Raw genomic sequence first — 23,806 nt, 5'->3', positions numbered from 1 at the left:
GGCTCTCTCAGGTTCCCTCAGGTTGGGCGGGTCTTTCCCAGGGAGGGGTCTCGGGCAGGGCCGACTCAAAGCGGCGGTGAAGATCCCGGGCGTAGTCTCCGGCGAAGGTCCCCTGAAAGAATCGGGGAAGGCCCTCCCGGAGAAACTCCTCCCACGATGGTTCTTCCGCGCCTGGTATGACGGGAAAAAAGAGGACCCCTGCAGCTGCGGCGGCAGCGTAGTCTCCCGGAGCATCGCCTGCCAGGAGAACCCGCTCTCCCGGCAGGGGGTGTTCCTTCAGAACCCGTCGGAGATGCTCTTCCTTGGTGCCGTCTTCCTGGGAGAAAATATGCTCCACCAGAGGGGATAGGCCGTGGGAATCCCAATCTCGACGAAGGGTGGTTCCGGGAGCCTGGGAGACGACGCATACCCGGGCTCTCTGTTCTGCCCGGGCGACTGCTTCGGCTGCTGCGGGAAAGGGGCGGGGTGATCCCTCCTGGAGCCGCCGGTTCACATCGAGAGACCAGGCCAGGACGTTTTCCAGCTCCCTGCTGCCGGAGGTTCTGATCTCTGCTTCCAGGGAGGCATTGCTCAACTGGCGTGCTCCGGCGATCCAGGAGTCCAGATCCGGTGAGGGGGGGATAGAGGGAGGGGGGGATAGTTCCCGGGATGGATCCCCTCCTGATTCGGCACATCTGGTGCGGGCAAGATCCAGAGAGAGTTTCAGTCCCTTGAAACGGTTGATTCCCCGGGTCGTGCTGTAGAGATTTACAAACTCCCAGACCTCCCGGGCCTGGAGGGGTGTATCCTGAAATCCAAAGAATTCGATGAAAGAGGGGACAAAGCACGCTTTGTGCTTGAATTCCATGTTGTCAAAAACACAGCCATCGGAATCGAAGGCTATCAGATGATCGCGGTTCGTCATAAGGCGATTGTACCACAGCTCTTTCGGCTGGCCAGGCGGGAATAGCTGGCCAGTCGGGAATAACTGGCCAGGCGGGAACAATTCTGGTAGGGTCGAGGAAGTTATGTTTAGTACAGCCCTTATTCCAGTCAACTTCCGCGAGTCTCTCCCCCGATTGAGGGGGTTGATTTCATTCCTGGAGAACTTCGGTACGAGCCGGGTGATCCTCCTCCACGTTGCATCAGGACACCAGCGGGACCGTTGGCAGACGAGCCTTGAGCAGCTGAGGGATCAGCTTCAGGATGCCCTGGAGTCTTCAGGCCTGGCCTGTGATGTCCAGGTTTCCGGTGGATCAGCCCCGTCGGAGGTGTGCCGGGTGGCCCGGGAAGAGCCAGTCGACTTTATCGCACTACCCTGGAAACGAAAGAACTGGCTGCAGCGCACTCTGGTGGGAAGTTTCTCCAAGGATGTGATCCGCCTCAGCGATCTTCCCGTGTTCCTCTACAAGGAAGGGATTTATAGCCGCAGGAGCGAGTCCTCCCGGGAGGCCTTTGTCGTTCTCTACGCCACAGCCCTGCAGCGGCAGGATGAGTATGTTCTTCCCTTGCTCTCCTGGCCCCGCCTGAAGGTGGACCGTCTGGTTCTGGTTCACGCAGGACCCAGAGCGCCGGACCCGGTGGCAGAGCACCACCGGGATCAGGACGTCTCCCGACGGCTCGGTGCCTTGGCGCGCAGTTGTGATATTCCGGGGTGTCTTGTGGATACCCGCAGCGTTACCGGCAATGCCCGGCGCGAGATCCTGCGTATTGCCCGTCACGAGGGGGCCCGCCTGCTTGTGGTGGGTAAATCGGAGAAGCAGGGAAGTCTGGCCGAGATGGTGGGCTCTGTGGCAGAGGCGGTCGCCTACAACGCAGGTCAGTCCGTTCTTATTGCAGGACAGTTTATCGCGGGGGATCTGGGGACGTCGGCGGCTTCGGCTCATCAGGTTGACTCGGGTGATCCGGGTCAGCCAGGTGAACCTGAAAATCGGCTAACCCCGAAGAGGGAGGAAGGCCATGCGTAACGGTGTTTTTGTTACCAGCCTGGTGCTGGTTCTTCTCTTTGTAGCAGTCGGTATTTTCCTTCCTGCTGAAATGGATCTCTTCTCGGCGGCGGTCCACGGCTGGATCATCGAGCATGTAGGGTGGGCCTATCTTCTCTCGGCTTTCGTCTTTCTGGTCTTTTCGATGGTCCTGGCGGTGAGTCCCTTCGGATCAATCCGCCTGGGGGCAGATACGGAAAAACCCCAGTACAGTTACTTTGGCTGGTTCAGCATGCTTTTTGCAGCGGGAATGGGAATCGGTCTGATCTTCTGGGGGGTGGCGGAGCCCATGAGCCACTATCTGAATCCCCCTGAACATATCGCAGGATCATCGCCCGAGGCGGCTGCCTTTGCCATGCGGTACAGTTTTTTTCACTGGGGAATGCATCCTTGGGCAATCTATATCGTCATGAGCCTCTCAATCGCCTACTTCTCCTTCCGGCGCGGCATGCCCCCGCTGATTTCCAGCTGTTTCTACCCCCTTCTGGGAGATCGCATTCACGGGTTCTGGGGGCAGGCGATCGATACGATGGCCGTTATTGCCACAGTTTTTGGCATTGTCACCAGCCTTGGTCTGGGGGCGATGCAAATTGCCGATGGCGTGGGGACCATTTTGCCGCTCCCCTCGGGAGTGGGGACAACCCTGGTGATTATTGCTGTGGTCACGGTCCTTTATATGATCTCCAGCATGACCGGCCTGGACAAGGGTATTCAGCTTTTGAGCCGGACCAACGTCTTTGTGGCGGTGGCGCTCTTGCTCTTTGTTCTGGTGGTGGGGCCTTCGTCGTACATTCTGAATATTTTTACCACCACTCTGGGAGAGTATTTCTCGGGGTTGGTAGAGATGAGCCTCAGCACCAACCCCTTCGAGGGATACGGCTGGACGCGGTCCTGGACGCTTTTTTACTGGGCCTGGTGGATCTCCTGGTCTCCCTTTGTAGGGCTTTTTGTGGCGAGTATCTCCCGGGGGCGTACGATCAGGGAGTTCGTCCTGGGGGCGACTCTGGTTCCTGCGCTTCTGACGTTCCTCTGGTTCTCCGTTTTCGGCGGAACAGCCTTTGCCGTGGCTCGCTATGAGGATCCCGGGTTTGCCACCCGGGCGGTGGAAGAGGTCTCGTCGGCCCTGTTTATCCTTTTTGAATACCTTCCGTTCTCGCCGGTCCTGACGATTCTGGCGGTGGTGCTTCTCACCGTTTTCTTTGTCACCTCCGCCGATTCTGCCACTTTCGTGCTGGCCATGATGACTTCCCGGGGAAGCCTCGACCCTCCGGCTGGAAAGAAGCTCCTCTGGGGAGCTGTCCAGTCCACGGCTGCAGCGGTGCTCTTGCTCTCGGGGGGGCTTGAAGCGCTCCAGCGAATGGCTATCGTGGCGGCGCTCCCCTTCACGGGGGTGATGCTCCTTATGGTGGTGAGTCTCTACCGGGGCATGCACTACGAGGTGCACCGGGAAAGGAGACGGGGGGGGTGATTCGATCCCGGGCAGGCTACGCCGGGGCAGGCGCGCTGATCGCCCTTTGGTGGGCCGGGTCGGCTCTGGTGGCTCGGGAGATTTTGCTTCCCTCGCCGCCCGTTGTGTTTCATGCTCTCCGGAAGATTCTTGCTGATCCCTCGTTCGGCCCCACCCTGGCGGCTTCGCTGGCTCGCTGGGTTCTGGGGTGGTTCCTCTCTCTGGTGGGGGCTGTCGTTCTGGCGTCCCTGGCCGTGGGGCGGCCGAATCTGGCGCGTTTTCTGCGGCCCGCCCTGGTAACGGTCAGGTCGGTGCCGGTTGTTTCGGTGATTCTCCTGGCTCTGATCTGGCTTCCTCTGGATGGAGTTCCTGTTTTTGTTTCCCTTCTGGTTTCCTTGCCGTTGCTCTATCAGGGGGTGCTGGATGGACTCCGCTCTGTTGATCGGGATCTTCTGGATATGGGGCGGCTTTTCCGGGTCTCCCTCCCGGGAAGAATCTGGCATATCCATATTCCCGGCGCTGCTCCGGTGGTCCTCTCGGCGGCAACCAGCGCCGCAGGGATGAGCTGGAAAGCGGTGATTGCCGCCGAAGTTCTGAGTCAACCACGGCTTGCTGTGGGAACGTCCATGCACGTGGCAAAACTCTACCTGGAGACGCCCTCGGTGATCGCCTGGACATTTATTGCTGTCCTCATGGCAACCCTGGTGGATGGAGCGCTGGGTGTGCTCGATCGGCATCTCCTGGCCTGGTGCGAGGTCCCGGAGCATCGTCAGGGACACGAGCCTGACAAGAGGCTGGCCCGGAGGGTTGGCCTGGACCAGCCGGGAGGGGAGCCGCTTCCGGCAAGTCCTGTTCAGACAGGCCGCAGCCCCGGAAGCGGGCTGGAAGAAGAATTTCCGCTTCTTTTTCCGTCTTCCGGACCCCGGGGGGGGAGGCCCTCGGCCGGAATAGTTCTTCGGTCGGTTTCCTTCTCTTTCCCGGGGGTTCCTCTCTTCGAGAACTTCAACCTTGAGATCGAGCCGGGAAGTGCCACAGCGATTCTCGGGCGGTCAGGGGCCGGGAAAACAACGCTCCTGAGGCTCCTTGCCGGCGATCTTTTGGCTTCCGGGGGCAGTATCACCCGCAGCTGCAGGAGCAATCACCGTGGTGACATCAAAGATGCCTCGGGAAGCTCCTCTCGGGGCAGGTGGATAAGACGCTTCATTTTCCCGCGGGTTGGTCAGGAAGAGTTCCCCCGGGTGGGGTTTGTCTTTCAGGAGCCCCGGCTTCTTCCCTGGCGGTCTGTCCTGGATAACCTGTTGCTGGTGCTTCCGCGCCGTGGCACCCGGAGCGAAGGCAGAGAACTGCGGCGGCAACTCGCGGCGTTCCTGGAAACCCTTCGTCTTCCCCGGCCCGGGGATTATCCGGGAGCGCTCAGCGGGGGGATGAAGCAGCGGGTAAATCTTATCCGGGCCTTTCTTCGGAGCGCTTCCGTTATCTGCCTGGACGAGCCGCTGGCTAACCAGGATGCCGCCACCAGAGGGGAGTTGCGCTCCCTGATCCGGGAACTGCGAACCACCATCGGGCCTGCCCTGGTCATGGTTACCCACAGTCGTCAGGAGGCTCTCGCCCTGGCCGACAGGGTCATTATTTTAGCCGATCAGCATCCGACAAAAATAATCGGCGACTTCCTTATAAAGGATATCTCTTCCGATGAAAGAGAAAAAGTGGTACAACAGATAGACTCTCTTCTCGAAGATACGTGAAATAAAACAAGTTATTGTGCTTGATGTAACAATAAATGAATGGTATTATTCCTTGACACATAACAGAAATCAATCTCACCAATTGGGGGGAGCCGTGGGCACACAAGAGACAGTTGAAGTTCAGAAGGTATCGTTTTCGGACGAGCTCGTTGCATTTATCGAGCAGTGGAAGGACAAACGGGGAAACCTGATCATGATCCTGCATCGCATTCAGCAGGAGCTCACTTTTCTGCCCTGGGAGGCAATGCGACAGCTGAGTGAAATGATCGACACCCCCCTCGCCAAGATCTATGGCGTGGCAACTTTCTACCACTATTTCAAGCTGGAGAAGCCGGGGAAAAACAAAGTTGCCGTATGTATGGGAACTGCCTGCTATCTCAAGGGAGCGGGAGACCTGATCGAGGAGTTCGGTAACCTTCTGGATATCAAGGTAAATGAAACCAGCGACGACGGGCTTTTCACGCTGGAATCGGTTCGCTGCGTAGGTTGCTGCGGGTTGGCTCCGGTTGTGATGGTAGGCGATGAGGTGTACGGAAAGCTCGGAACCGACGGGCTTCCCGCAGTGGTCGCCGAATACCGCGACGGTGACGAAAAGGGAGAGTGAGAGAATGGCAAAGATGACACTTGAGGAGCTCCGGAATCTTCGAGACTCCAAGAGAAAAGAGATCAATCGCCGCAAGGTGGATGAAAAAACCGTTGAGGTTATTGTTGGAATGGGGACAAGCGGAATTGCCGCCGGTGCCAAGCACACCCTTCAGGCCTTTGTGAACGCCCTGGAGCACCATGACCTGAAGAATGTTGTCATTCGCCAGACCGGTTCCCTGGGCCTTGATCACGCTGAACCCACTGTGGAAGTGCACATGCAGGGTATGCCCGATACCATCTACGGTTCCGTGACCGCCGAGGTGGCGGAGGAGATCGTTGAGAAGCATATTGTGAAGAAGGAGCTGGTTAACAAGCACGTCTTCGACAGACCGGCCCCGGATATGATAAAGGAGTAATATCGATGGCCTATTCCAGCTATTGTCTTGTCTGCGGTGGAACCGCTTGTGAGTCGAGTAAGTCCGATCAGATATTCCACAGCCTGCAGCGTATCGCCGAGGAGCGGGGTGTTCAGGATGACGTGCAAATCATCAAAACCGGCTGTTTCGGATTTTGCGAAAAGGGCCCTATCGTCAAGATTCTTCCCGATGAGTCTTTCTCCGTCGACGTAAAGGCTGAAGATGCTGCCGATATTATCGATGAGCACATCATCAAGGGACGAAGTGTTTCCCGGCTCATGCTGAAAGATTCCGAGCGGAAGCGGCACCTGGAGACCGAAGACGATATCACCTTTTACCAGAAGCAGATGCGGATCGTGTTGCGCAACTGTGGTGTTATCAACCCCGAGGATATTACCGAGTACATCGCCCGTGAGGGTTACGCTGCCCTGGAGAAGGTTCTCTTCGAGATGAGCGATGACGACGTGATCGCCGAACTCAAGAAGTCCGGTCTTCGCGGTCGTGGTGGCGCAGGGTTTCCCACCTGGATGAAGTGGAACTTCACCAAATCGATCAAGCACGAGGCCGATGAGGTCTTTGTGGTCTGTAACGCCGACGAGGGAGACCCCGGCGCCTACATGGATCGCTCCACCATCGAGGGAGACCCGCACTCGGTCATGGAGGCGATGATGATCGCCGGATACACCTGTGGCGCAAATGTGGGGTATGTCTATATTCGTGCCGAGTATCCTCTGGCGATCAAGAGGCTCCAGCACGCCATGGCCCAGGCCCGCGAATACGGCCTTCTGGGAAAAAACATCCTGGGTAGCGACTTCGATTTCGACATCGAGATCCGTCTTGGTGCCGGCGCCTTTGTCTGTGGTGAGGAGACAGCGCTTCTTGCCTCCATCGAGGGAGAGCGGGGAACGCCCCGGCCTCGTCCGCCCTTTCCGGCGGTGAAAGGTCTCTGGGGAAAACCCACGGTTATCAACAACGTGGAGACCTGGGCGAACATCCCCATGATTATCCTTCGCGGCGGGGAGTGGTTCTCACGGATCGGCACGAAGTCATCGCCGGGAACGAAAGTGTTTGCCCTGACCGGGAAAATCAACAACTCCGGCCTCATCGAGGTTCCCATGGGAACAACCCTGCGGGAGATAATCTACGACATCGGTGGCGGAATCCCCGGCGGAAAGGCCTTCAAGGCGGTTCAGACGGGTGGCCCCTCGGGCGGTGTGATCACAGCCGAGCATCTGGACACGGAGATCGACTTCGATAACCTCACCGCTCTGGGTTCCATGATGGGATCCGGCGGTATGATCGTCATGGACGAAGACGACTGTATCATCGATGTGACCAAGTTCTACCTGGAGTTCTCCGTGGAGGAGTCCTGCGGAAAGTGCGCACCCTGCCGGATTGGTGGTCGAAAGATGTTCGATATTCTGGAGAAGATTACCAGCGGCAAGGGAGAGATGGAAGATATCGACCGCCTCCAGGCGATCGCTGTATCCATGCAGAAGGCATCCCTCTGCGGACTTGGCCAGACAGCGGCCAACCCGGTGGTGTCAACACTGAAGTACTTCCGCGACGAGTATCTTGCGCATATTAACGACAAGCGCTGTCCTTCCGGGGTCTGTAAGGACCTGGTGCGGTACGATATCGACGCCGAGAAGTGCATTGGCTGTACGGTCTGTGCGCGGAAGTGTCCCGTCAACTGTATCGCTGGTGAACGGAAAGCGGTTCACGTTATCGATCAGGAGAATTGTGTCAAGTGCGGTCAGTGCTACGAAGTGTGCAAGTTCGGCGCCGTGATAATCGCATAACTGGGTGAAGAGGAGACAGTTGTGAGTACAGTGAAAGTAGAAATAAACGGCACTGCAGTCGAGGTCCCGAAGGGTACGCGTATCCTTGACGCGGCAAAAAAAGTGGGAGTGAAGATTCCCGCGCTCTGTGTCCACCCCGATTTGGAGCCCTGGGCTGCCTGTGGTCTGTGTATTGTAAAGGTCGAGGGTTCGCCCAAGCTTCCCCGGGCCTGTGCCACCGAGGTTGTGGATGGGGCAAAGTACATAACCCACGATCCGGAACTCAACGAGGTGCGGCGCACCACCGTGGAGATGATGCTTGCCAACCATCCCAACGAGTGTCTCACCTGCGGCAGAAGCGGCACCTGTGAGCTCCAGACGATGGCGGCAAACTTTGGCATCCGGGAGATCCCCTTCGATTCACGGATCCCCGAGATCGCCCGGGACGAATCCACGCCGTCGCTGGTTCTGGATCCCCGCAAGTGTATCAGTTGTGGCCGCTGCGTCCTGGTCTGTCAGCAGATGCAGGATGTCTGGGCCCTGGAGTTCCTGAACCGCGGTGACGAGACCCGCATGATGCCTTCTGGTGGAGCCCTGCTCAACGAGAGTCCCTGCATCAAGTGCGGTCAGTGTTCCGCCCACTGTCCGGTGGGAGCGATCTACGAGAAGGACGAGACAAAGCGCCTCCTCGAGGCGATTCGCGATCCTGACAAGCATGTAGCGGTCCAGATCGCTCCGGCTGTGCGTGTTGCTCTGGGCGAGGCCTTCGATCTTCCTGCCGGGGAGATCACCACGGGCAAGATCTACGCAGCGCTTCGGCGCCTGGGCGTGGATGCCGTCTTCGACACCAACTTCGCCGCCGACCTCACCATCATGGAGGAGGGGACCGAGCTGGTGGAGCGCCTGACCAAAGGAAACGGCGAGATCCCCCTGATCACCTCCTGCTGCCCCAGCTGGGTTGATTACATGGAGAAGTACTACGATGACATGATCCCCCACTTCTCCACTGCCAAGTCTCCCATGATGATGCAGGGTGTTCTGACCAAGACCTACTATGCCGAGAGCAAGGGCCTTTCCTCGAAAGAGATCTTCTCTGCGGCGATCATGCCCTGTACCGCCAAGAAGTTTGAGTGCAGCCGCGACGTGAACATGTTTGCCTCGGGCGAGCAGGATGTGGATGTCTCTCTTACCACGCGGGAGCTGGCGCGGATGATCAAGTCCAGCGGGATCGATTTCCACAGTCTTTCCGACGAAGATGCCGATGCTCCGATCGGTGCCTACACTGGTGCGGGTACGATCTTTGGTGCCACGGGAGGCGTCATGGAGGCAGCCCTGCGGACCGCTCACTATCTGGTGACCGGGAACGAGCATGCGGGAATCACCTTCGAGGACGTCCGGGGAATGGATGGAGTTCGTTCGGCTGAGGTTCAGGTGGGAGACACCACTCTGCGGGTGGCGATTGCCCACGGAATCGCCAACGTTCGGGATCTGATGAACCAGTTGCGGGAAGCCAAGGCAGCGGGACAGGAGCCGCCCTTCCACTTCATCGAGGTGATGGCCTGCCGCGGGGGATGTATCTCCGGTGGTGGTCAGCCCTACGCGACCAGCAGCGACGAGACCCGGGAACAGCGTATCGCCGGAATCTATAAGGATGACGAGAAGAGCGAGTTCCGCTGCTCTCACCATAACCCCTTTATCAAGAAAGTCTACGACGACTTCCTGGGAGCGCCCAACGGCAAGAAAGCCCACGAGCTGCTCCACACGCACTATACACCGAGGCCTCTCTACAAAAAGTAGAAGAAATCTCAGTTGCAATGGTGAGCCGGCCCGAGGGGGCCGGCTTTTTTTGTCAAGAAGGAACTTGTCAAGAAAACCTGTCAGAAAGAACCGGCGTCAGCGGTTTCCCGGCTCATGTCATATCAAGGTCGGAGATAAGTTCCCCGCTTTCCAGAAAGTCCCCAATGATTTCCCCTATCCGGATCTGGGCCTGGGCACAGCACTCTTCACTGCAGGAGATACCCTCAAGCTCCTCCTGCAACATGGTTGCTGCATTTTTACTGAGATTCCGCATTACCGCATCCCGAAGGTCATCGCCGGCGTGGCTCAAAGCCTCTGCCAGAACCCGGGTGTCGAACTCACGAAGTACTCGTTGTATTGACAGGTCCTTCAGGTGGAGCAACTCAAGAAACCGTTCCCGCTCCACGTTCACGCAGTCGATCCCGAAATCCTGAAGCACAGCGCAGGCACCCAGATGGCTCAGCAACATCCGCCGCAGGAACCGCGGGTTCTCCCCGCTGTAAATGCCCATCAGCGCCGTCTTTTCGATCTTTACCGGCACAGTCACAGCGGGATTGTCCCAGAGCTGCACATTCCGGTGCTTCAGGTCGTCGGCGATGCAGTTGTCCAGAATGAGTTCCAGCTGGCTGCCCGGTACGCCATCGGCTATCAGCTGGATACCCACCCGGCTGAGGTTGGTTGGACACGAGGCAACCTGATCCTCAAGAGCGAGAAGCCCCTCCTTGCGGGCTATCTCCGACAAGGAAACATAAAAATCAATCAGCTGCTCGAGCCGCTTTGTCATACCAGACCCCTTCCCGAGACGATGAAACAGACCCGAACCGGATCATCCCCAAAACAGCATGCCACGTCTTCCATTATATACGAGGAAATCAGCCAGAGCAAAAATCAAGACCGGAAAATCAGAACCAGAAATACCACAGCCCGAGTGGCCCCGGGAGAGGGGCCTTCGTTGCTCCTAATTCCTGGCCCGGTGGAAGAACTCTTCTCCCGGCAGAACTCCTCCCACCGAGGCCGGTGCATGATCAAGAAAGATCCCCAGAAAATCCAGCACCGCCTCGCGGGCCTCCTCTGCAGGAGTATAGACCAGGTTCAGGCGGTCAAAGGCAGAGACGATCACCGGTGCGGGAATCTGTAGTTGATCAGCCGCAGCGGCAGCTCCCTCGGCTCTGTTCTGGTCGAGCCACCGGAGCCCTTCCTGGTAGGCGCTCTCAAAATGGGCCAGTGCCCGGGGATGGTCCGTGGCGAAGCGGTCTGTCACCACCAGGGCGGTCATGGGGTGGTGTGAGCCAAGCTCCAGAGCTACGCGCAGTTCGGGCCGGGCTGTGGTCACGCGTGTGACAAAGGGCTCCGGCAGAACCGCCCTGGAAATGTTTCCGCCTATGAGCCGTTGGGCCAGCTCGGTCTGGTCAGGAGCGTAGCGCAGGTGCACGTCTCTCCCCGGTTCCAGCCCCTGGTGGCGCAGCATCGCCTGGAACAGAATATCCGGTGTGGCTCCCCGGGCCAGAGTGAAGATGGTTTCTCCCCGCAGATCTTCCCAGGCCATATCCCGGTCTGCCACCACGTAGAGCACGCCGCCACCGCTTATGGCCAGAAGCCGTATTCCTGCTCCCCGGTTATGAAGATTGGCAGCCAGATTGGTGGGCAGCGCAGCGATATCGATCTCTCCTGCCAGAATCTGGGAGATGAGCAGATCGGGGGTGCCAAAGAGCCTGAAATCAGGATCAAGATACGGTGCCAGTCGGTGCGGATCGTGGAGAAGCGGGGCCATGCCCACCGAGGTGGGGCCTCTCAGGGAGCCTATTCGCACAGTCTGTTCTGTCCCTCGGGCAGAGTCAGCCGAGAGAAGAAGCGGTGCGGCGGCCACGAGGGCCGCCGCCAGTAGATATGTAATGAAATTTTTCATGCCCCATCCTATCCCGGAGAAGGCCTTCCATCAAACCCGCAGAGTCGAAACTCCATAACTGGTATGGAGCAACTGATGGGATTTGTGCCCCAGGGGTTCCCCCAGAAACTCCTTGTAGAGGGCCTGGACGTAGGGGTTCTCGTGGGACTTTCGGTGTTCTTTCCCCTCGTCTTCCCGAAAGATCGCCTCCATACGGGCCAGGCGAACATCGTCGGTGGTCATTCGGGGCTGTCCGCCGCCTCCGATACAGCCACCGGGGCAGGTCATGATCTCCACAAAATGATACCGCCGTTCACCCCTCATGATGCCTTCCACCAGGTTTCTGGCGTTTCCCAGTCCGTGGGCGACGGCCACGTTGAGTTGAACTCCTTCAAGGAAACTCCAGTCGGGGAGGAGGTCCGAGAGAACCAGTGAAGCTTCTTTCACCCCGGTCAGTCCCGCCACCTGGGTTACATGGAGATTGTCTCCCGGGAGTGATCGCCCGGTGACGAGTTCGTAGGCTGCCCGCAGGGCTGCTTCCATGACACCCCCGGAGTTGGCAAAGATATCGGCAGCGCCGGTGGATATGCCAAAGGGGGTGTCCATGGACTCATCGGGAAGTCCCCTGAAATCAAGACCGATTGTTTTGATCATGAGGGCAAGTTCTCGCGTTGTCAGAACGTGGTCGACATCCTGGTACCCCGAAGCCCTCATCTCGGGCCGTTCCGCCTCGGCCTTCTTTGCCGTGCAGGGCATCACCGAGACCACCACCATGTCTTTGGGGTCCACACCGATCTTTTCGGCGTAGTAGGTTTTTGCCAGAGCGCCGAACATCTGCTGGGGCGATTTGCAGGAGGAGATGTGTGGCAGCATTTGAGGGAAGAAGGTCTCGGCAAAGTTGATCCAGCCGGGGGAGCAACTGGTGAAGAGGGGGAGGGCCGCCTCTCCGTGATCGACCAGGACCGTTTTGAGCCGCGAGAGGAGTTCTGACCCTTCCTCCATGATGGTAAGGTCGGCGGTGAAGTTGGTATCGAAGATCGCGTCAAAGCCGAGCCGCCGCAAGGCGGCTACCATCTTTCCTGTGACCACCGTTCCCGGAGGGTAGCCAAAGCACTCGCCCAGAGCCGCCCGGATAGCCGGGGCGGTCTGGACCACCACGTGTTTGGAGGTATCCGAGAGAGCGCTCCAGACCGCATCAACCTGTTGCCGTTCCCCTATGGCTCCCACAGGGCAGACGGCCGCGCATTGTCCGCACTGCACGCAAACTACTTCGGCCAGAGGGCTGGAAAAGGCCGGGCCGATCAGGGTATCGAAGCCCCGGCCCTGGGGAAAGAGTGCTCCCACGCCTTGTACCTCGTGGCATACCGATACACACCGGCGGCACTTGATGCACTTCCCGGTGTTCCGGTAGAGGGCTGCCGTCGATTCATCCAGGCTCAACAGAGCCTGGGCTCCCTCATAGGGTGTGCCCTGAATTCCCAGGGTCCCTGCGATTTTTCGCAACTCGCAGTCCTCATCACGATCGCAAATGGTACACAGACCCTGGTGTTCGCTCAAGAGCAGTTCCATCACCGTTCGCCGGGCCTCGCGGACCTGGGGCGAGTTGGTTTTGATCTCCATTCCTTCTGCTATGGGAGTGGAGCAGGCTGCCTGGAGCCGGGGGTATCCCCCGATCTCCACCACGCAGACCCGGCACGCCCCCAGGGCTGGCCGACCCGCCACGTGGCACAGGGTCGGTATCTGGTAGCCCGCTTCGAGGGATGCCTCCAGGACCGTTGTTCCCGCAGGAACCTCCAGAGTCTTGGCGTTGATTGTGATCTTAGGCATAGTGAGTCTCCTGCTGAACCGTTACTTTCCCGTAGTCACACCGCAGGCATCGCTGGCACTGGCGGAGCGCCACCAGTTCGTTCCAGGGCAGTTCTACCTCGTCAAAACTTCCCCGTCGCCGTTCCACAGGAATTGTCGCTACCGCTTCCCGGGGGAATTCCACGGGGTCCGCATCGGGATCGAAGGCGGTATCGGGCGAGTGTTCTTCCCGCCAGAAGGCGTGATCCTCGCCGGTGAAGAGCATATCCATTCCCCGGGCTGCCCGCTCTCCCGCGGCGATAGCCCAGACCACCGAGGCAGGGCCGCTCGCTGCATCGCCCCCGGCGAAGAGCCAGGGAACCGAGGTCTGACCCGTGGAAGGATCGGCTTTCAGGAATCCCTGATCGGTGAGCTCCACCTCCAGGTCGCCCAGAAGGGGTCGGGCGTTCAGCTTCTGGCCGATCGCAACGATCACCTGGTCTGTCTTCAGTGTGAACGGTTCATTGCCCGACGATGTGGGACGCCGCCGGCCGCTTCGATCAAAGGCTCCCAAGGCCATGGGTGAGCATCGGAGGGCCTCAAGCGTTCCGTCCTTTCCGGTAGAGAGGCTCACGGGTTGCGCCAGACAACGGAGCCGGACCCCCTCGTGAAGGGCCTCGCTGATCTCCTCGGCATAGGCTGGCATCTGCTCCTGGCTTCGCCGGTAGACGATGGTGACCGTCTCTGCGCCCAGACGAAGGGCTGTTCGGGCTGCGTCGACCGCGGCGTTTCCTCCGCCCACAACAACGACGTTTTTGCCCACCGGAACCGACCCGCGAATATTGTACTCCCTCAGGAAGGCGTTGGCCTCCACCACACCCGGGGCGTCCTCCCCGGGAATCCCCAGACTCATCCCCTCGGGAGCTCCCAGGGCGAGGAAGAGGGCTTCGTATCCCTCCTGGCGCAGACCGTCAAGGGTGAAATCCCTGCCCAGAGCCTTCTGGGTTTCTATGGTTACACCCAGCTGTTCTATCATGCGAATCTCCCGGGCCAGAGTCTCCCGGGGGAGACGGTAGGCAGGAATTGTCTGGACCAGCATTCCCCCTGGTCGTTGCTCCGCTTCAAAGACCACCGGTCGATATCCCAGGCGAGCCAGGAAATATCCGCAGGAGAGCCCCGCAGGACCTCCTCCGATAATCGCAATCTTCCGTTCCTCGTTCTCCTTGTTTTCGATCACCCGGGGGTGCTGAAGGGTGACCTCCTGATCCACCATGAAGCGTTTGATGCTTCGGATTGCCACCGGTGAGTCCAGGGCGGCTCGGCGGCACTTCTCCTCGCAGGTGTGGAAACAGACCCGGGCGCAGACCGCCGCGAAGGGGTTCCGTTCCCGGTGAAGCCGCAAGGCTTCGGCGTAACGCTCTTCTCCTACCAGGGAGACAAAGCCCGGTACGTCCACGCCAGCGGGGCACGCGCTCTGGCAGGGAGCCCTCACCAGAGAGGGGCAGACTCCCGCCTCGCAATGGCGCTGGTGGATATGCTGTTCGTATTCCTCCCGGAAGTAGCGGATCGTGGACAGTACAGGATTGGGAGCGCTTTGTCCCAGCCCGCAGAGGGATGTTTCCTTGATCTGATTTCCCAGGAACTCCAGGCGTTCGATATCCCCCTCCATGCCGTGGCCCTCACAGATGCGGTTCAGGATCTCCAGCATCCGCTTGGTCCCTACCCGGCAGGGCACGCATTTTCCGCAGGATTCTTCCTGGACAAACTCCAGAAAAAACCGGGCTACGTCCACCATGCAGGCATCGTCGTCCATAACAATCAACCCGCCGGATCCCATGATCGCTCCCAGTTTGCTCACCGATTCGTAATCCAGAGGAACGCTCAGGTGCTCCCGGGGGATGCATCCTCCCGAGGGCCCCCCGATCTGGGCTGCCTTGAAGGATTTCCCTCCCGTGATTCCCCCGCCGATATCGTAGATGATTTCGCCCAGGGTGGTTCCCATGGGAACCTCCACAAGGCCGGTGTTGACCACCGCTCCGGCCAGGGCAAAGACCTTTGTCCCGGGACTCTTCTCAGTTCCCGTATTGGCGAACCAGGCCGCTCCGTTGGTGATAATGGGCGGAACGTTGGCGTAGGTTTCAACGTTATTCAGCAGGGTGGGGGCCTGCCAGAGACCCGACTCTGCCGGGAAAGGCGGCCGGGGCCGGGGCTCTCCCCGCTGGCCCTCGATGGAGGCCATAAGGGCGGTCTCCTCGCCGCAAACAAAGGCCCCCGATCCCATGCGGATCTCCAGATCGAAGGAGATACCGCTCTCCATCATGGAGTCTCCCAGGATGCCGGCTTCCCGGGCCGAATTGATTGCCCGGGAGAGCCGTTCCACGGCGACGGGGTATTCGGCGCGGACATAGATGTACCCTTTGGAGGCTCCCACCACATAGGCGGCGATCGCCATTCCCTCGATCAGGCCGTGGGGGTTTCCTTCGAGGATACTTCTGTCCATGAAAGCTCCCGGGTCCCCTTCGTCGGCATTGCAAACGACAAACCTCTGCTCACCTGGAACATCCCGGGTGAAACGCCATTTTTTCCAGGTGGGAAAGCCCGCTCCCCCGCGTCCGCGGAGGCCCGCTTCCTGAAGGATGCCGATGATCCTGTCGGGGCTGAGTTCTCCCAGGGCCTGCTGCAGGGCCTGGTATCCCCCGGATTTCTGGTAGGACTCAAGGCTCAGGGGATCGACCGTTCCGCACTGGGCCAGAACGATCTTCTTCTGGTGGCGGAAAAAATCGATATCGGCTTCCCGTGGTACGGGCGTTCCCGTATCGGGGCGCCTGTGACAGAGCCGCTCCAGGATATTCCCTTCTTTCAGGTGTGACGAGACTATCTCGGGAACGTCCTCGGCGCATACGTCCTGGTAGAGGACTCCATCGGGCTGGATTTTGATAATTGGTCCCCGGGCGCAGGGCCCCATGCATCCCGAAAGGGTGACCAGGCAGTCTATCCCTTCCCGGCTTATTTCCTCCTGGAGCAGTTCGATCAGCTTGAGGGATCCCGAAGCGACGCAGCCACCTCCGCCGCAGACAGAAACAGAGCGTTGATTATCACTCATGGGCCCCCTCCTTTTCATGCTCGGCTTCTTTCTGCTCTGTCTCGTTTTGAAACTCTTCGCGATAGGGAGCAAGCATCTCCCGGATCCGTGCAGCCTTTACCCGCTGATGGACGTCGTCGTTCACCATAACCACCGGGGCCAGGCCGCAGGCTCCAAAGCAGCGCCCGATTTCCAGGGTGAAACAGCGATCTTCCGTGGTTTCTCCCACGGCAAGGGAGAGCTCCTTCTGGAGATCTGCCAGCACCTGCTTGCCGTTCCGGACATAACAGGCCGTGCCCAGACAGACCCGGAGGGTGTTCTTCCCCTTGGGGGTCGTGCTGAAATAGGAATAGAAAGTTACAACTCCCGAGACCACGCTGAAAGGAATGTGCAACAGGCGGGATACCTCCTGCAGAACCTCTCGGGAGAGAAAACCGAACGCCCCCTGGGCGTCTTGAAGAACGGGAATAAGCGCCCCCTTCTCCTCTCGGTGCGATTCCACGATGGTCTGAAGCCGTTGTTGTTGAACAGGATCTAACGAGATGGAGGCGGTCTCTTGATGCATAAAGAACCCCTTTATGACAGGACCGGACTCAGAGCCCTCCGCGAGGGAAGGCCGCTCATGATTACATTCATTATAGGAGGAGCTTTTTAATCGGTCAAACAGGAATGAATCGGCGTCAGCCGTGAAAACGGGACGTATTGCTTCTGGTCAGGACAGAAGGACTATCCCCGAGAGAATATGGAAGGAGATAGTTCTGGAGACAGACATACCCCCCCGGGGTAATTGACGGAGGACGACTCAGCTTCTATGATGATCCTGATGATGTCAGAAGAACAGAAAAAAAATGTTCGCGAGCGTCTGAACCGGATCGCCGGACAGGTGGGCGGGGTTCAGCGAATGGTCGAGGACGGGCGGTATTGCATGGATATTCTGGCCCAGACTCGCTCGGTCATCGCTGCGCTTCGGGCGGTGGAGGATCTGATTATGGAGAACCACCTGAAAACCTGCGTGACCCAGGCGATAAAAAACGACGACACCGAGGACCAGCGGGAAAAAGTGGAGGAGCTGATGCAGATCCTTGCTCAGTTCCGCAAATACGGGTGAACCCATGAGCCAGGCCGGCGCATCCCCTCCCGGGAGGAAATCCCGGGGCGGAGACACTCCGGCCATGCTTCCCGGTTTTCAGGAGGCGCCTATCTTCAGGCGTTTCAGTCTGAGCGAGTTATACACCACATTGAGAGAGCTCAGGCTCATGGCGGCAGCACCCACCATGGGATGGAGGAGTCCCATCATCGCCACGGGTACGGCCAGCAGATTATAGAACCAGGCCCAGAAAAAGTTCTCCTTTATCTTGCGGAAGGTTGCCCGGGAGAGGTCCACCGCCGTGACCAGAGTCATCAGATCGCCTCGGACCAGAGTAATATCGGCTGCCTCGATTGCGATATCCGTGCCGGTGCCGATAGCGATTCCCACGTTGGCCTGTTTGAGGGCCGGTGCATCGTTGATGCCGTCTCCTACCATGGCGACCAGTCCGTACTGCTCCTGAAGGCGCCGGATTTCTGCAACCTTGCCGTCGGGCAGAACCTGGGCCACCACCTGGGTGATTCCTGCTGCCTCGGCGATGGCCCGGGCGGTGCCCTGGTTGTCTCCGGTGATCATGGCCGTGGCGATGCCGCGCTCCTCCAGGGCTTTGATAGCCCGGGCGGAACTTTTCTTCAGGGGGTCTGCCACGGCCAGCACACCGGCGAGGCGGTCATCCACGGCAACAAGAATGGCCGTTCGTGCCCGGGATTCCATATCTTTCAGGACTTCCTCAAGGGGAGACGGATCGATCCCTGCCTGGAGCATGAGTTGTCTGCTTCCCACGCGGATTACCATCCCCCCGGTCCGGGCGGTAACACCCGCTCCGGTGGTGGAGGAGAAGCTTTCGCTTTCTTTTGGCGAGAGCCCCCGATCTTGTGCTGCCTCTCCTATGGCTCTGGCCAGGGGGTGCTCGCTGAGCCGTTCTGCCGAGGCCGCCCGCTCCAGAATCTCCTGATCCGTGAAGCCCGGGGCGGGGACGATGTCGGTAAGTTGCGGCTTCCCGGCGGTGATCGTTCCGGTTTTATCGAAGGCCACCAGGGAGACGTCCTTCAGGGTCTGGACCGCCTCGCCGTTCCGGATCAGAATTCCCTGTTCTGCCCCGATCCCGCTGCCTACCATAAGGGCCGTGGGGGTTCCCAGCCCCAGGGCGCAGGGGCAGGCGATAACCAGCACCGCCGTGGCAGTGATGAAGGCCAGTGTCAGGGGAGGCAGGTCAGGATTTACCCAGGGGAGAAATCCGGCGCCCCAGGTGATGATCATCCGATGGAAATCGGGAAACACCAGGTACGAGACGAAAGTCCCGGCCGTCAGAATGAGAATGGCCGGTACAAAATACCCCGTTACACGGTCGGCAAAGTCCTGGATGGGCACTTTGCTCCCCTGACACTCCTCTACCAGGGAGATCACCTGGGACAGGAAGGTATCCTTTCCTGTCTTTGTCACGGTCACCGTGAGAGCCCCTTCCTGGTTGAGGGTTGCCCCGATTACCGGTTGCCCCGGCTCCTTGCGCACCGGAAGCGGTTCTCCTGTGGCCATGCTCTCGTCGATATGACTGGATCCGGTCAGGATCTCTCCATCGGTGGGGATTTTTTCCCCGGGCCGGACAACCATGACATCTCCCGGGCGCAGGGCGCTCACGTCCACGTCCTTTTCCTGGCCATCTACCAGGATACGGGCTGTTTTGGCTCCCAGCTGAATCAGTTTGCGAAGAGCCTCGGAAGCCCGCCCCTTGGCGCGGGCTTCCAGGTACTTTCCTATGAGGTGGAAGGTCATGATGGTTATGGCCATCTCGGTAAATGCTTGAAGAGGAAAGAAAAAGGCCGCTATTCCTGCCAGGAAGGCCGGGAGGGACCCCAATGAGACCAGGACATCCATGTTGGGACGGCCCGAACGGAATGCCCGAAAGGCTCCCAGGTGAACGTGACGTCCCACGCCGAATACCACGGGAGCTCCCAGAAGGGTAATAATCCACTGGTATCCTGGTATCGGCAGGCCTGCCATTCGAAAAATCATCAAGATCATCACTCCTCCGGCGAGGATCGACGATATCTGCATTCGCCGTCGAGCCTGGCTGAGGGTGAGGGCCTCTTCGTTCTGTGATTCCCGGGTGCCATCGACAACAAGGTGGTACCCCGCCTGTTCCACCCCCCGGGCGAGGGTGTCCAGGGTAACTTCCCGGGGATCGAAGGAGAGCGATACCTTTTCGGCAGCAAAGTTTACCGCTGCCTGGCTTACTCCGGACGTTCCCTTGAGGGTCGCCTCTACGCCAGCTGCGCAGGAGGCGCAGCTCATCCCTCTTACCGGCAGGGTTACGGTTTCCACCAGGGGAGGTGTCTTCTCTGTCTCTTTCATGATTCCTCCTGTCATGCTGTAATATAGTATACCCCCCTAGGGTATGTAAAGAGAGGTTGCACAAGGGGGCCATGACAGTGTAGCGTCGCCGTGTTATGCCTGTCCGAGATTCTTCCCGAGGAACCCTTTTCTCCCTGATATCGGTGTTGTTCCTCGTCGTCTCAGGGACCTCCCTGGGGGCGCATCCCCATATCTGGGTCGACAGCAGAATAGAGGTGCGTGTAGCGGAAGCTTCCCTTGAGGCGGTCCGTGCCTATTGGACCTTTGATCCCTTCTTCTCGGAGATGATTCTCTTTGACTACGGACGACCCCAGGGGGAGGGCGGCGCCTTTACGGCGGTCCAGGTGGAAGCTATCCGCCAGGGAGCGTTCGAGAATCTGCGTCATTACGGATTTTTCACCATTCTGCGTGTCGATGGAGAACGCCGGACCGTGGAGCGGGTGGAGAACTTCTCCACCTTTCTTGATGATGAAGAATCGCTGGTCTATGCCTTCGATATCCCCCTGAGGATTCCCGTCTCGTCGGCCGGAACGGAGCTGGCCGTCTCGATGTACGACGAAACGTTTTTCACCGATATGATGTTTTCCGATCCCTATGCAACCGTCTCTGGTGATCACCAGGTGCGCTACAGGAAAGAGCGGATTCGCGAGGTCCATTCCATCCCGATCTGGGGAGAGATGAACCGCGAGACTGTCCAGTTCCGCTTCTGGCGCAGATAATCCCCACGCAAAAAGACGCTCCCTGCGCTCTGCCATGATAGTTGGCGGCATTCCTGGAAAATTATCCCGGCCTGGACGAAACTGGAAGCGGAGCCGGTTTCTGTGGAGGAAGAAGGTGGAGCGTCACGGTCTGAGGCGGCAGGCAACACTCAGGAGCGATCTTGCAGTTTCGTTTATCACCATCACCGCAGTAGCGGTTATTCTGGTGGGGGGCATATCCTTCCACAACGCCCGCTGGGCAGTGAACAGCGTATCGGCCCATCTTCGTCGGGAGGTAGCTCTTCGAATTCAGGAGAATCTGGAATCCTTCCTTGCGCCGGCACTGCATATTACCGAGGTAAATGCCCGGGCTGTATCCTCGGGCAACCTTGATCCGACAAACCGGGAAGAACTCCTGAGGCGGTTTCGCCAGCAAATAGATCTGATTCCCTCCGTTTCAAGCGTCTACTTCGGAAATCCCCGGGGCGGGCTCGCCAACAGCGGCCGTGAATCCTCTCTGGACGAGCGCTACGTGATTTTTACCGAAAATTTCAGGGCAGGAACTTTTGAGAAGTGGAGTATTGACTCCCGGGGAAAGCCCCTGGAACTCATGGCGGTGGTCCCCGATTTTGACGCGCGCACCAGGGATTGGTACCGGGATGCCCTGGCCCGGGATGGCGCGGTATGGTCCGACGTGTACGTTCTCTTTACCGGCCAGGACATGGCCCTTGCCGCAAGCCGTCCCGCCTACGATCCCCGGGGTAACATGGCCGGGGTTTTTTCGGTGGATCTCTTTCTCGGGCAGATTGGAGATTTCCTTCAGGACCTTGAGATCGGGTTCCGGGGAAAGGCCTTCCTGGTGGACAGTCAGGGCCACCTTGTCGCGTCGTCCCTGGCCGATGACCCCCCGATCCTTGAAAACGGCGAGGGAGGGTATCGCCTGCGGCACCTGGAGGAAAGTTCCTGTTCCGTTATACGTGCTGCCAGCGCGCTTTTTCGGAACGAGGAGACTCGCTTTTCTCCCTCTCGGGAGCTCGGGGACGAGCGGTTTTTTTCGGCGGGCCGGTCTCATTATATCCACACGGCGCCCCTGCGGTATCGGTCGGGCCCGGACTGGTTCATCGGGGTGGTGATTCCCGAGGCTGATTTCATGGGAAGAATCGAGCAGAACAATCGTCTCCTGCTGGTTATCATTCTGGGGGTTCTCTTCCTTTGTGCTGCCCTGGGGGTGTTTACGGCCCGACGGATCACCGGTCCCATTTGGGCTCTCACCGTTGCCGCCGGCGAGATTGCCTCGGGGGAGCGGGCCGAGGAGATTCCCGAAGATTCTCCCCTCTTGGAGATTCATCAACTGACCCATTCCTTCAACGAGATGTCCCGCCGCCTGGCCGATACGGTGTCAGGTCTGAAAGAAGAGGTGCGGGAGCGAAAGCAAGTTCAGGTAGCGCTTCAGCACAGCCTCGACGAAAAAGAGGTTCTTCTCCGGGAGGTTCATCATCGGGTCAACAATAACCTGAGTGTTGTGGCGGGGCTCCTGAATCTCCAGGCGTCGACAATCACAACACCCCAACAGGCTATTGCCGGGTTTGAGGTGAGCCGGAGCAGAATCATGACCATGGCCCTGGTCCACGAAGAGTTATGCGCGTCGGAGGATCTGGCAAGAATCGAGATGAACCCCTTCCTGAACCACGTGGCTACCCAGATACCGCAGTTTCAGGAAACCCGGGGTCGGATCACCCTCCATGTTCACGCCGGGGGAGTTCGGTGCGGGGTCGATGCTGCCATTGTCTGCGGTCTTGTGGTGAACGAGCTGGTGGGAAACGCCATTACCTACGCGTTTCCGCAAGACGAACCCGGTGATGTCTGGGTAACGCTCAGGAAAACGGAAGGACGGCACGAGCTGGTTGTTCGCGACAACGGAGTGGGTCTTCCCGAAGGGTTTTTTGAAGGATCTGTCGAAGGAAATACTCTGGGAATCACCCTGGTTCGGATGCTGGCAGAACAAATTCACGGAGATTTTTATATCGAACCCTCTTCCGGGGCACACTTTGTCCTTCTTTTCTGATACCCTGAGGTATCCCGAGGACGGAGATCCCCCTGGCGCGGATGTGCACCTTCGGGGTATCCAGGTCAGAGACCATGCAAGGATCGCGATACCATGGACGTAATAAAACTCAAGGCCTTTTGTACAGTGGCGGCCTTGCGAAGTATCAGCAAAGCTGCCGAGGTGCTCTACTACACCCAGCCGGCCGTGAGCGCCCAGATCCGGGAGCTGGAGAATGCCTACGGGGCGCGCCTTTTTCGGCGGGTGGGGCAGCAACTTGATCTCACCGTTGCCGGTGAGGCGCTTCTGCCGCAGGCAACGCAGCTTCTGGAAACCTTCGAGCTGAGCCGTCAGGTTGTGGCCGATACGGTAGAGCAGGCCCAAAAGACCGTTACCCTGGGAGCAAGCACCATGCCGGTGACGCACCTGGTCCCGGAACTGATCGCCTCGTTTCAGCGAAGCCACCCTGGCATAACGGTCTCATTGGTTACGGGGAGCGCGGCCCAGATCGAGCATATGATTATTACCGGCGATGTAGATGTGGGAATTCTGGGCAGAACCGGGGCAACCCGGGGTAAGGTCCGGTTTATTCAGCACGATCTGCTCTACGATCCCCTGGTGGTTGTGGCTGGTTCTTCCCATCCCTGGGCAGAGGCTGAGAAGCCGCCCTCCCTGAAAGAAATCGGCCAGGAGCGGTATGTCCTGCCTCCGGCTAATACCCTGACGAGACGCTTTGTGGAGAAGTGGTTTCGCCGTCATGGCCTGCACCTCGATGTGGCCTACGAGTTGATCAATACTGAAGCGATCAAGCGCATGGTTATGCAGGGTCATGGTGTTACCATTCTGGGAAATCTGGTGGTGGCCCAGGAGGTGGAAGCCGGGTGGCTTCGGAAAATTCCCTGCGAACCGCTCGACATCGGGCGGACTATCTGTCTGGTCCACCAGCAGGAGTCGGAATTGCCCTCGGCGGTGTGCGACTTCTGCAATTTTGTTACCGAGCAATACGGGTAAGGCAGGAGGGGAGGGGGCCCCTCCCGGCGAGACGGTCCCGCAGGTCTTACACAAAGACCTGCTGCATGAAAACGTTCTGCATGATAAAAAGCGCCACGTAGCACAGCAAGGCCGCCATGGCGGGGGT

The 23,806-nt window shown here is 58.9% G+C and carries 18 protein-coding genes; 11 read left to right on the top strand and 7 right to left on the bottom strand.

Annotation, left to right across the window (positions count from 1 at the left end; translation table 11 throughout):
- Positions 1-7 precede the first annotated feature (7 nt).
- Positions 8-904, bottom strand: a complete 897-nt coding sequence (locus BW950_RS12230; RefSeq protein ID WP_076489593.1) for an HAD family hydrolase — start codon at positions 902-904, stop codon at positions 8-10.
- A gap of 103 nt (positions 905-1,007) precedes the next feature.
- Between BW950_RS12230 and BW950_RS12225 the strand changes: the two genes are divergently transcribed.
- The 7 genes from BW950_RS12225 (at position 1,008) to BW950_RS12195 (ending at position 9,735) form a co-directional block, all read left to right on the top strand.
- The gene (locus BW950_RS12225; RefSeq protein ID WP_076489592.1) at positions 1,008-1,946 is read left to right on the top strand and encodes a universal stress protein; all 939 of its coding nucleotides are present in this window, start codon (positions 1,008-1,010) and stop codon (positions 1,944-1,946) included.
- On the top strand, positions 1,939-3,432 hold the full coding sequence (locus tag BW950_RS12220; protein ID WP_076489591.1) for a glycine betaine uptake BCCT transporter: 1,494 nt from the start codon (positions 1,939-1,941) through the stop codon (positions 3,430-3,432). The genes BW950_RS12225 and BW950_RS12220 overlap by 8 nt, the downstream gene beginning before the upstream one ends.
- Positions 3,429-5,156 (top strand): ATP-binding cassette domain-containing protein, encoded by a 1,728-nt coding sequence (locus BW950_RS12215; RefSeq protein WP_076489590.1) that lies wholly within the window; start codon positions 3,429-3,431, stop codon positions 5,154-5,156. Before BW950_RS12220 ends, BW950_RS12215 begins: the two co-directional genes overlap by 4 nt.
- Before the next feature lie 94 nt (positions 5,157-5,250).
- The gene (locus BW950_RS12210; protein ID WP_076489657.1) at positions 5,251-5,760 is read left to right on the top strand and encodes an NADH-quinone oxidoreductase subunit NuoE family protein; all 510 of its coding nucleotides are present in this window, start codon (positions 5,251-5,253) and stop codon (positions 5,758-5,760) included.
- Positions 5,761-5,764: 4 nt separating this feature from the next.
- A complete protein-coding gene (locus tag BW950_RS12205; RefSeq protein ID WP_076489589.1) occupies positions 5,765-6,157 on the top strand; it encodes a (2Fe-2S) ferredoxin domain-containing protein in 393 nt (130 codons plus the stop codon).
- A gap of 5 nt (positions 6,158-6,162) precedes the next feature.
- Positions 6,163-7,959 carry an NADH-quinone oxidoreductase subunit NuoF gene (nuoF, locus tag BW950_RS12200; RefSeq protein ID WP_076489588.1) on the top strand — a complete coding sequence of 599 codons (1,797 nt, stop codon included), beginning with the start codon at positions 6,163-6,165 and terminating at the stop codon, positions 7,957-7,959.
- 21 nt (positions 7,960-7,980) lie between these two features.
- Complete coding sequence (locus BW950_RS12195) at positions 7,981-9,735, top strand: NADH-dependent [FeFe] hydrogenase, group A6 (protein WP_076489587.1); 1,755 nt, start codon at positions 7,981-7,983, stop codon at positions 9,733-9,735.
- Between the two features lie 112 nt (positions 9,736-9,847).
- Here BW950_RS12195 and BW950_RS12190 read toward each other — a convergent pair whose 3' ends face one another.
- The 5 genes from BW950_RS12190 to BW950_RS12170 form a co-directional block, all read right to left on the bottom strand.
- The gene (locus BW950_RS12190) at positions 9,848-10,519 is read right to left on the bottom strand and encodes a FliG C-terminal domain-containing protein (RefSeq protein WP_076489586.1); all 672 of its coding nucleotides are present in this window, start codon (positions 10,517-10,519) and stop codon (positions 9,848-9,850) included.
- Positions 10,520-10,693: 174 nt separating this feature from the next.
- Positions 10,694-11,641 carry an ABC transporter substrate-binding protein gene (locus BW950_RS12185; RefSeq protein WP_076489585.1) on the bottom strand — a complete coding sequence of 316 codons (948 nt, stop codon included), beginning with the start codon at positions 11,639-11,641 and terminating at the stop codon, positions 10,694-10,696.
- A gap of 30 nt (positions 11,642-11,671) precedes the next feature.
- Complete coding sequence (locus BW950_RS12180; protein WP_076489584.1) at positions 11,672-13,447, bottom strand: NADH-dependent [FeFe] hydrogenase, group A6; 1,776 nt, start codon at positions 13,445-13,447, stop codon at positions 11,672-11,674.
- Entirely contained in the window at positions 13,440-16,508 is a 3,069-nt protein-coding gene (locus tag BW950_RS12175; protein WP_094336553.1) for an NADH-ubiquinone oxidoreductase-F iron-sulfur binding region domain-containing protein, read from the bottom strand. Before BW950_RS12175 ends, BW950_RS12180 begins: the two co-directional genes overlap by 8 nt.
- A complete protein-coding gene (locus tag BW950_RS12170; RefSeq protein WP_076489582.1) occupies positions 16,501-17,052 on the bottom strand; it encodes an NADH-quinone oxidoreductase subunit NuoE family protein in 552 nt (183 codons plus the stop codon). The genes BW950_RS12175 and BW950_RS12170 overlap by 8 nt, the downstream gene beginning before the upstream one ends.
- A gap of 258 nt (positions 17,053-17,310) precedes the next feature.
- Here BW950_RS12170 and BW950_RS12165 point away from each other — a divergent pair, with 258 nt between their 5' ends.
- Positions 17,311-17,595 carry a metal-sensitive transcriptional regulator gene (locus BW950_RS12165; RefSeq protein WP_076489656.1) on the top strand — a complete coding sequence of 95 codons (285 nt, stop codon included), beginning with the start codon at positions 17,311-17,313 and terminating at the stop codon, positions 17,593-17,595.
- Positions 17,596-17,673: 78 nt separating this feature from the next.
- On the opposite strand, the gene BW950_RS12160 is transcribed toward BW950_RS12165, so the two are convergent.
- On the bottom strand, positions 17,674-19,926 hold the full coding sequence (locus BW950_RS12160; protein ID WP_076489581.1) for a heavy metal translocating P-type ATPase: 2,253 nt from the start codon (positions 19,924-19,926) through the stop codon (positions 17,674-17,676).
- A 95-nt stretch (positions 19,927-20,021) separates the two neighbouring features.
- Between BW950_RS12160 and BW950_RS12155 the strand changes: the two genes are divergently transcribed.
- From BW950_RS12155 to BW950_RS12145, 3 genes are all read left to right on the top strand, one after another.
- Positions 20,022-20,645, top strand: coding sequence for a DUF1007 family protein (locus BW950_RS12155; RefSeq protein ID WP_076489580.1), 624 nt, complete (start codon positions 20,022-20,024; stop codon positions 20,643-20,645).
- A 115-nt stretch (positions 20,646-20,760) separates the two neighbouring features.
- Positions 20,761-22,689, top strand: a complete 1,929-nt coding sequence (locus tag BW950_RS12150) for a sensor histidine kinase (RefSeq protein ID WP_076489579.1) — start codon at positions 20,761-20,763, stop codon at positions 22,687-22,689.
- A gap of 93 nt (positions 22,690-22,782) precedes the next feature.
- On the top strand, positions 22,783-23,679 hold the full coding sequence (locus tag BW950_RS12145) for a LysR substrate-binding domain-containing protein (RefSeq protein WP_076489578.1): 897 nt from the start codon (positions 22,783-22,785) through the stop codon (positions 23,677-23,679).
- Positions 23,680-23,806: the final 127 nt, after the last annotated feature.

Origin of the sequence: Alkalispirochaeta americana (assembly GCF_900156105.1) — a bacterium.
GTDB lineage: Bacteria > Spirochaetota > Spirochaetia > DSM-27196 > Alkalispirochaetaceae > Alkalispirochaeta > Alkalispirochaeta americana.
Note: the sequence above shows the minus strand (reverse complement) of the source record. Positions and strands in the feature narration are given on the sequence as shown.

What these genes read in the sequence shown, in the direction of transcription:
- BW950_RS12230 (WP_076489593.1), bottom strand. Translation starts at nt 904, where the DNA reads ATGACGAACCGCGATCATCTGATAGCCTTCGATTCCGATGGCTGTGTT.
- BW950_RS12225 (WP_076489592.1), top strand. Translation starts at nt 1,008, where the DNA reads ATGTTTAGTACAGCCCTTATTCCAGTCAACTTCCGCGAGTCTCTCCCC.
- BW950_RS12220 (WP_076489591.1), top strand. Translation starts at nt 1,939, where the DNA reads ATGCGTAACGGTGTTTTTGTTACCAGCCTGGTGCTGGTTCTTCTCTTT.
- BW950_RS12205 (WP_076489589.1), top strand. Translation starts at nt 5,765, where the DNA reads ATGGCAAAGATGACACTTGAGGAGCTCCGGAATCTTCGAGACTCCAAG.
- nuoF (WP_076489588.1), top strand. Translation starts at nt 6,163, where the DNA reads ATGGCCTATTCCAGCTATTGTCTTGTCTGCGGTGGAACCGCTTGTGAG.
- BW950_RS12190 (WP_076489586.1), bottom strand. Translation starts at nt 10,519, where the DNA reads ATGACAAAGCGGCTCGAGCAGCTGATTGATTTTTATGTTTCCTTGTCG.
- BW950_RS12185 (WP_076489585.1), bottom strand. Translation starts at nt 11,641, where the DNA reads ATGAAAAATTTCATTACATATCTACTGGCGGCGGCCCTCGTGGCCGCC.
- BW950_RS12180 (WP_076489584.1), bottom strand. Translation starts at nt 13,447, where the DNA reads ATGCCTAAGATCACAATCAACGCCAAGACTCTGGAGGTTCCTGCGGGA.
- BW950_RS12175 (WP_094336553.1), bottom strand. Translation starts at nt 16,508, where the DNA reads ATGAGTGATAATCAACGCTCTGTTTCTGTCTGCGGCGGAGGTGGCTGC.
- BW950_RS12170 (WP_076489582.1), bottom strand. Translation starts at nt 17,052, where the DNA reads ATGCATCAAGAGACCGCCTCCATCTCGTTAGATCCTGTTCAACAACAA.
- BW950_RS12165 (WP_076489656.1), top strand. Translation starts at nt 17,311, where the DNA reads ATGATGTCAGAAGAACAGAAAAAAAATGTTCGCGAGCGTCTGAACCGG.
- BW950_RS12160 (WP_076489581.1), bottom strand. Translation starts at nt 19,926, where the DNA reads ATGAAAGAGACAGAGAAGACACCTCCCCTGGTGGAAACCGTAACCCTG.
- BW950_RS12155 (WP_076489580.1), top strand. Translation starts at nt 20,022, where the DNA reads ATGCCTGTCCGAGATTCTTCCCGAGGAACCCTTTTCTCCCTGATATCG.
- BW950_RS12145 (WP_076489578.1), top strand. Translation starts at nt 22,783, where the DNA reads ATGGACGTAATAAAACTCAAGGCCTTTTGTACAGTGGCGGCCTTGCGA.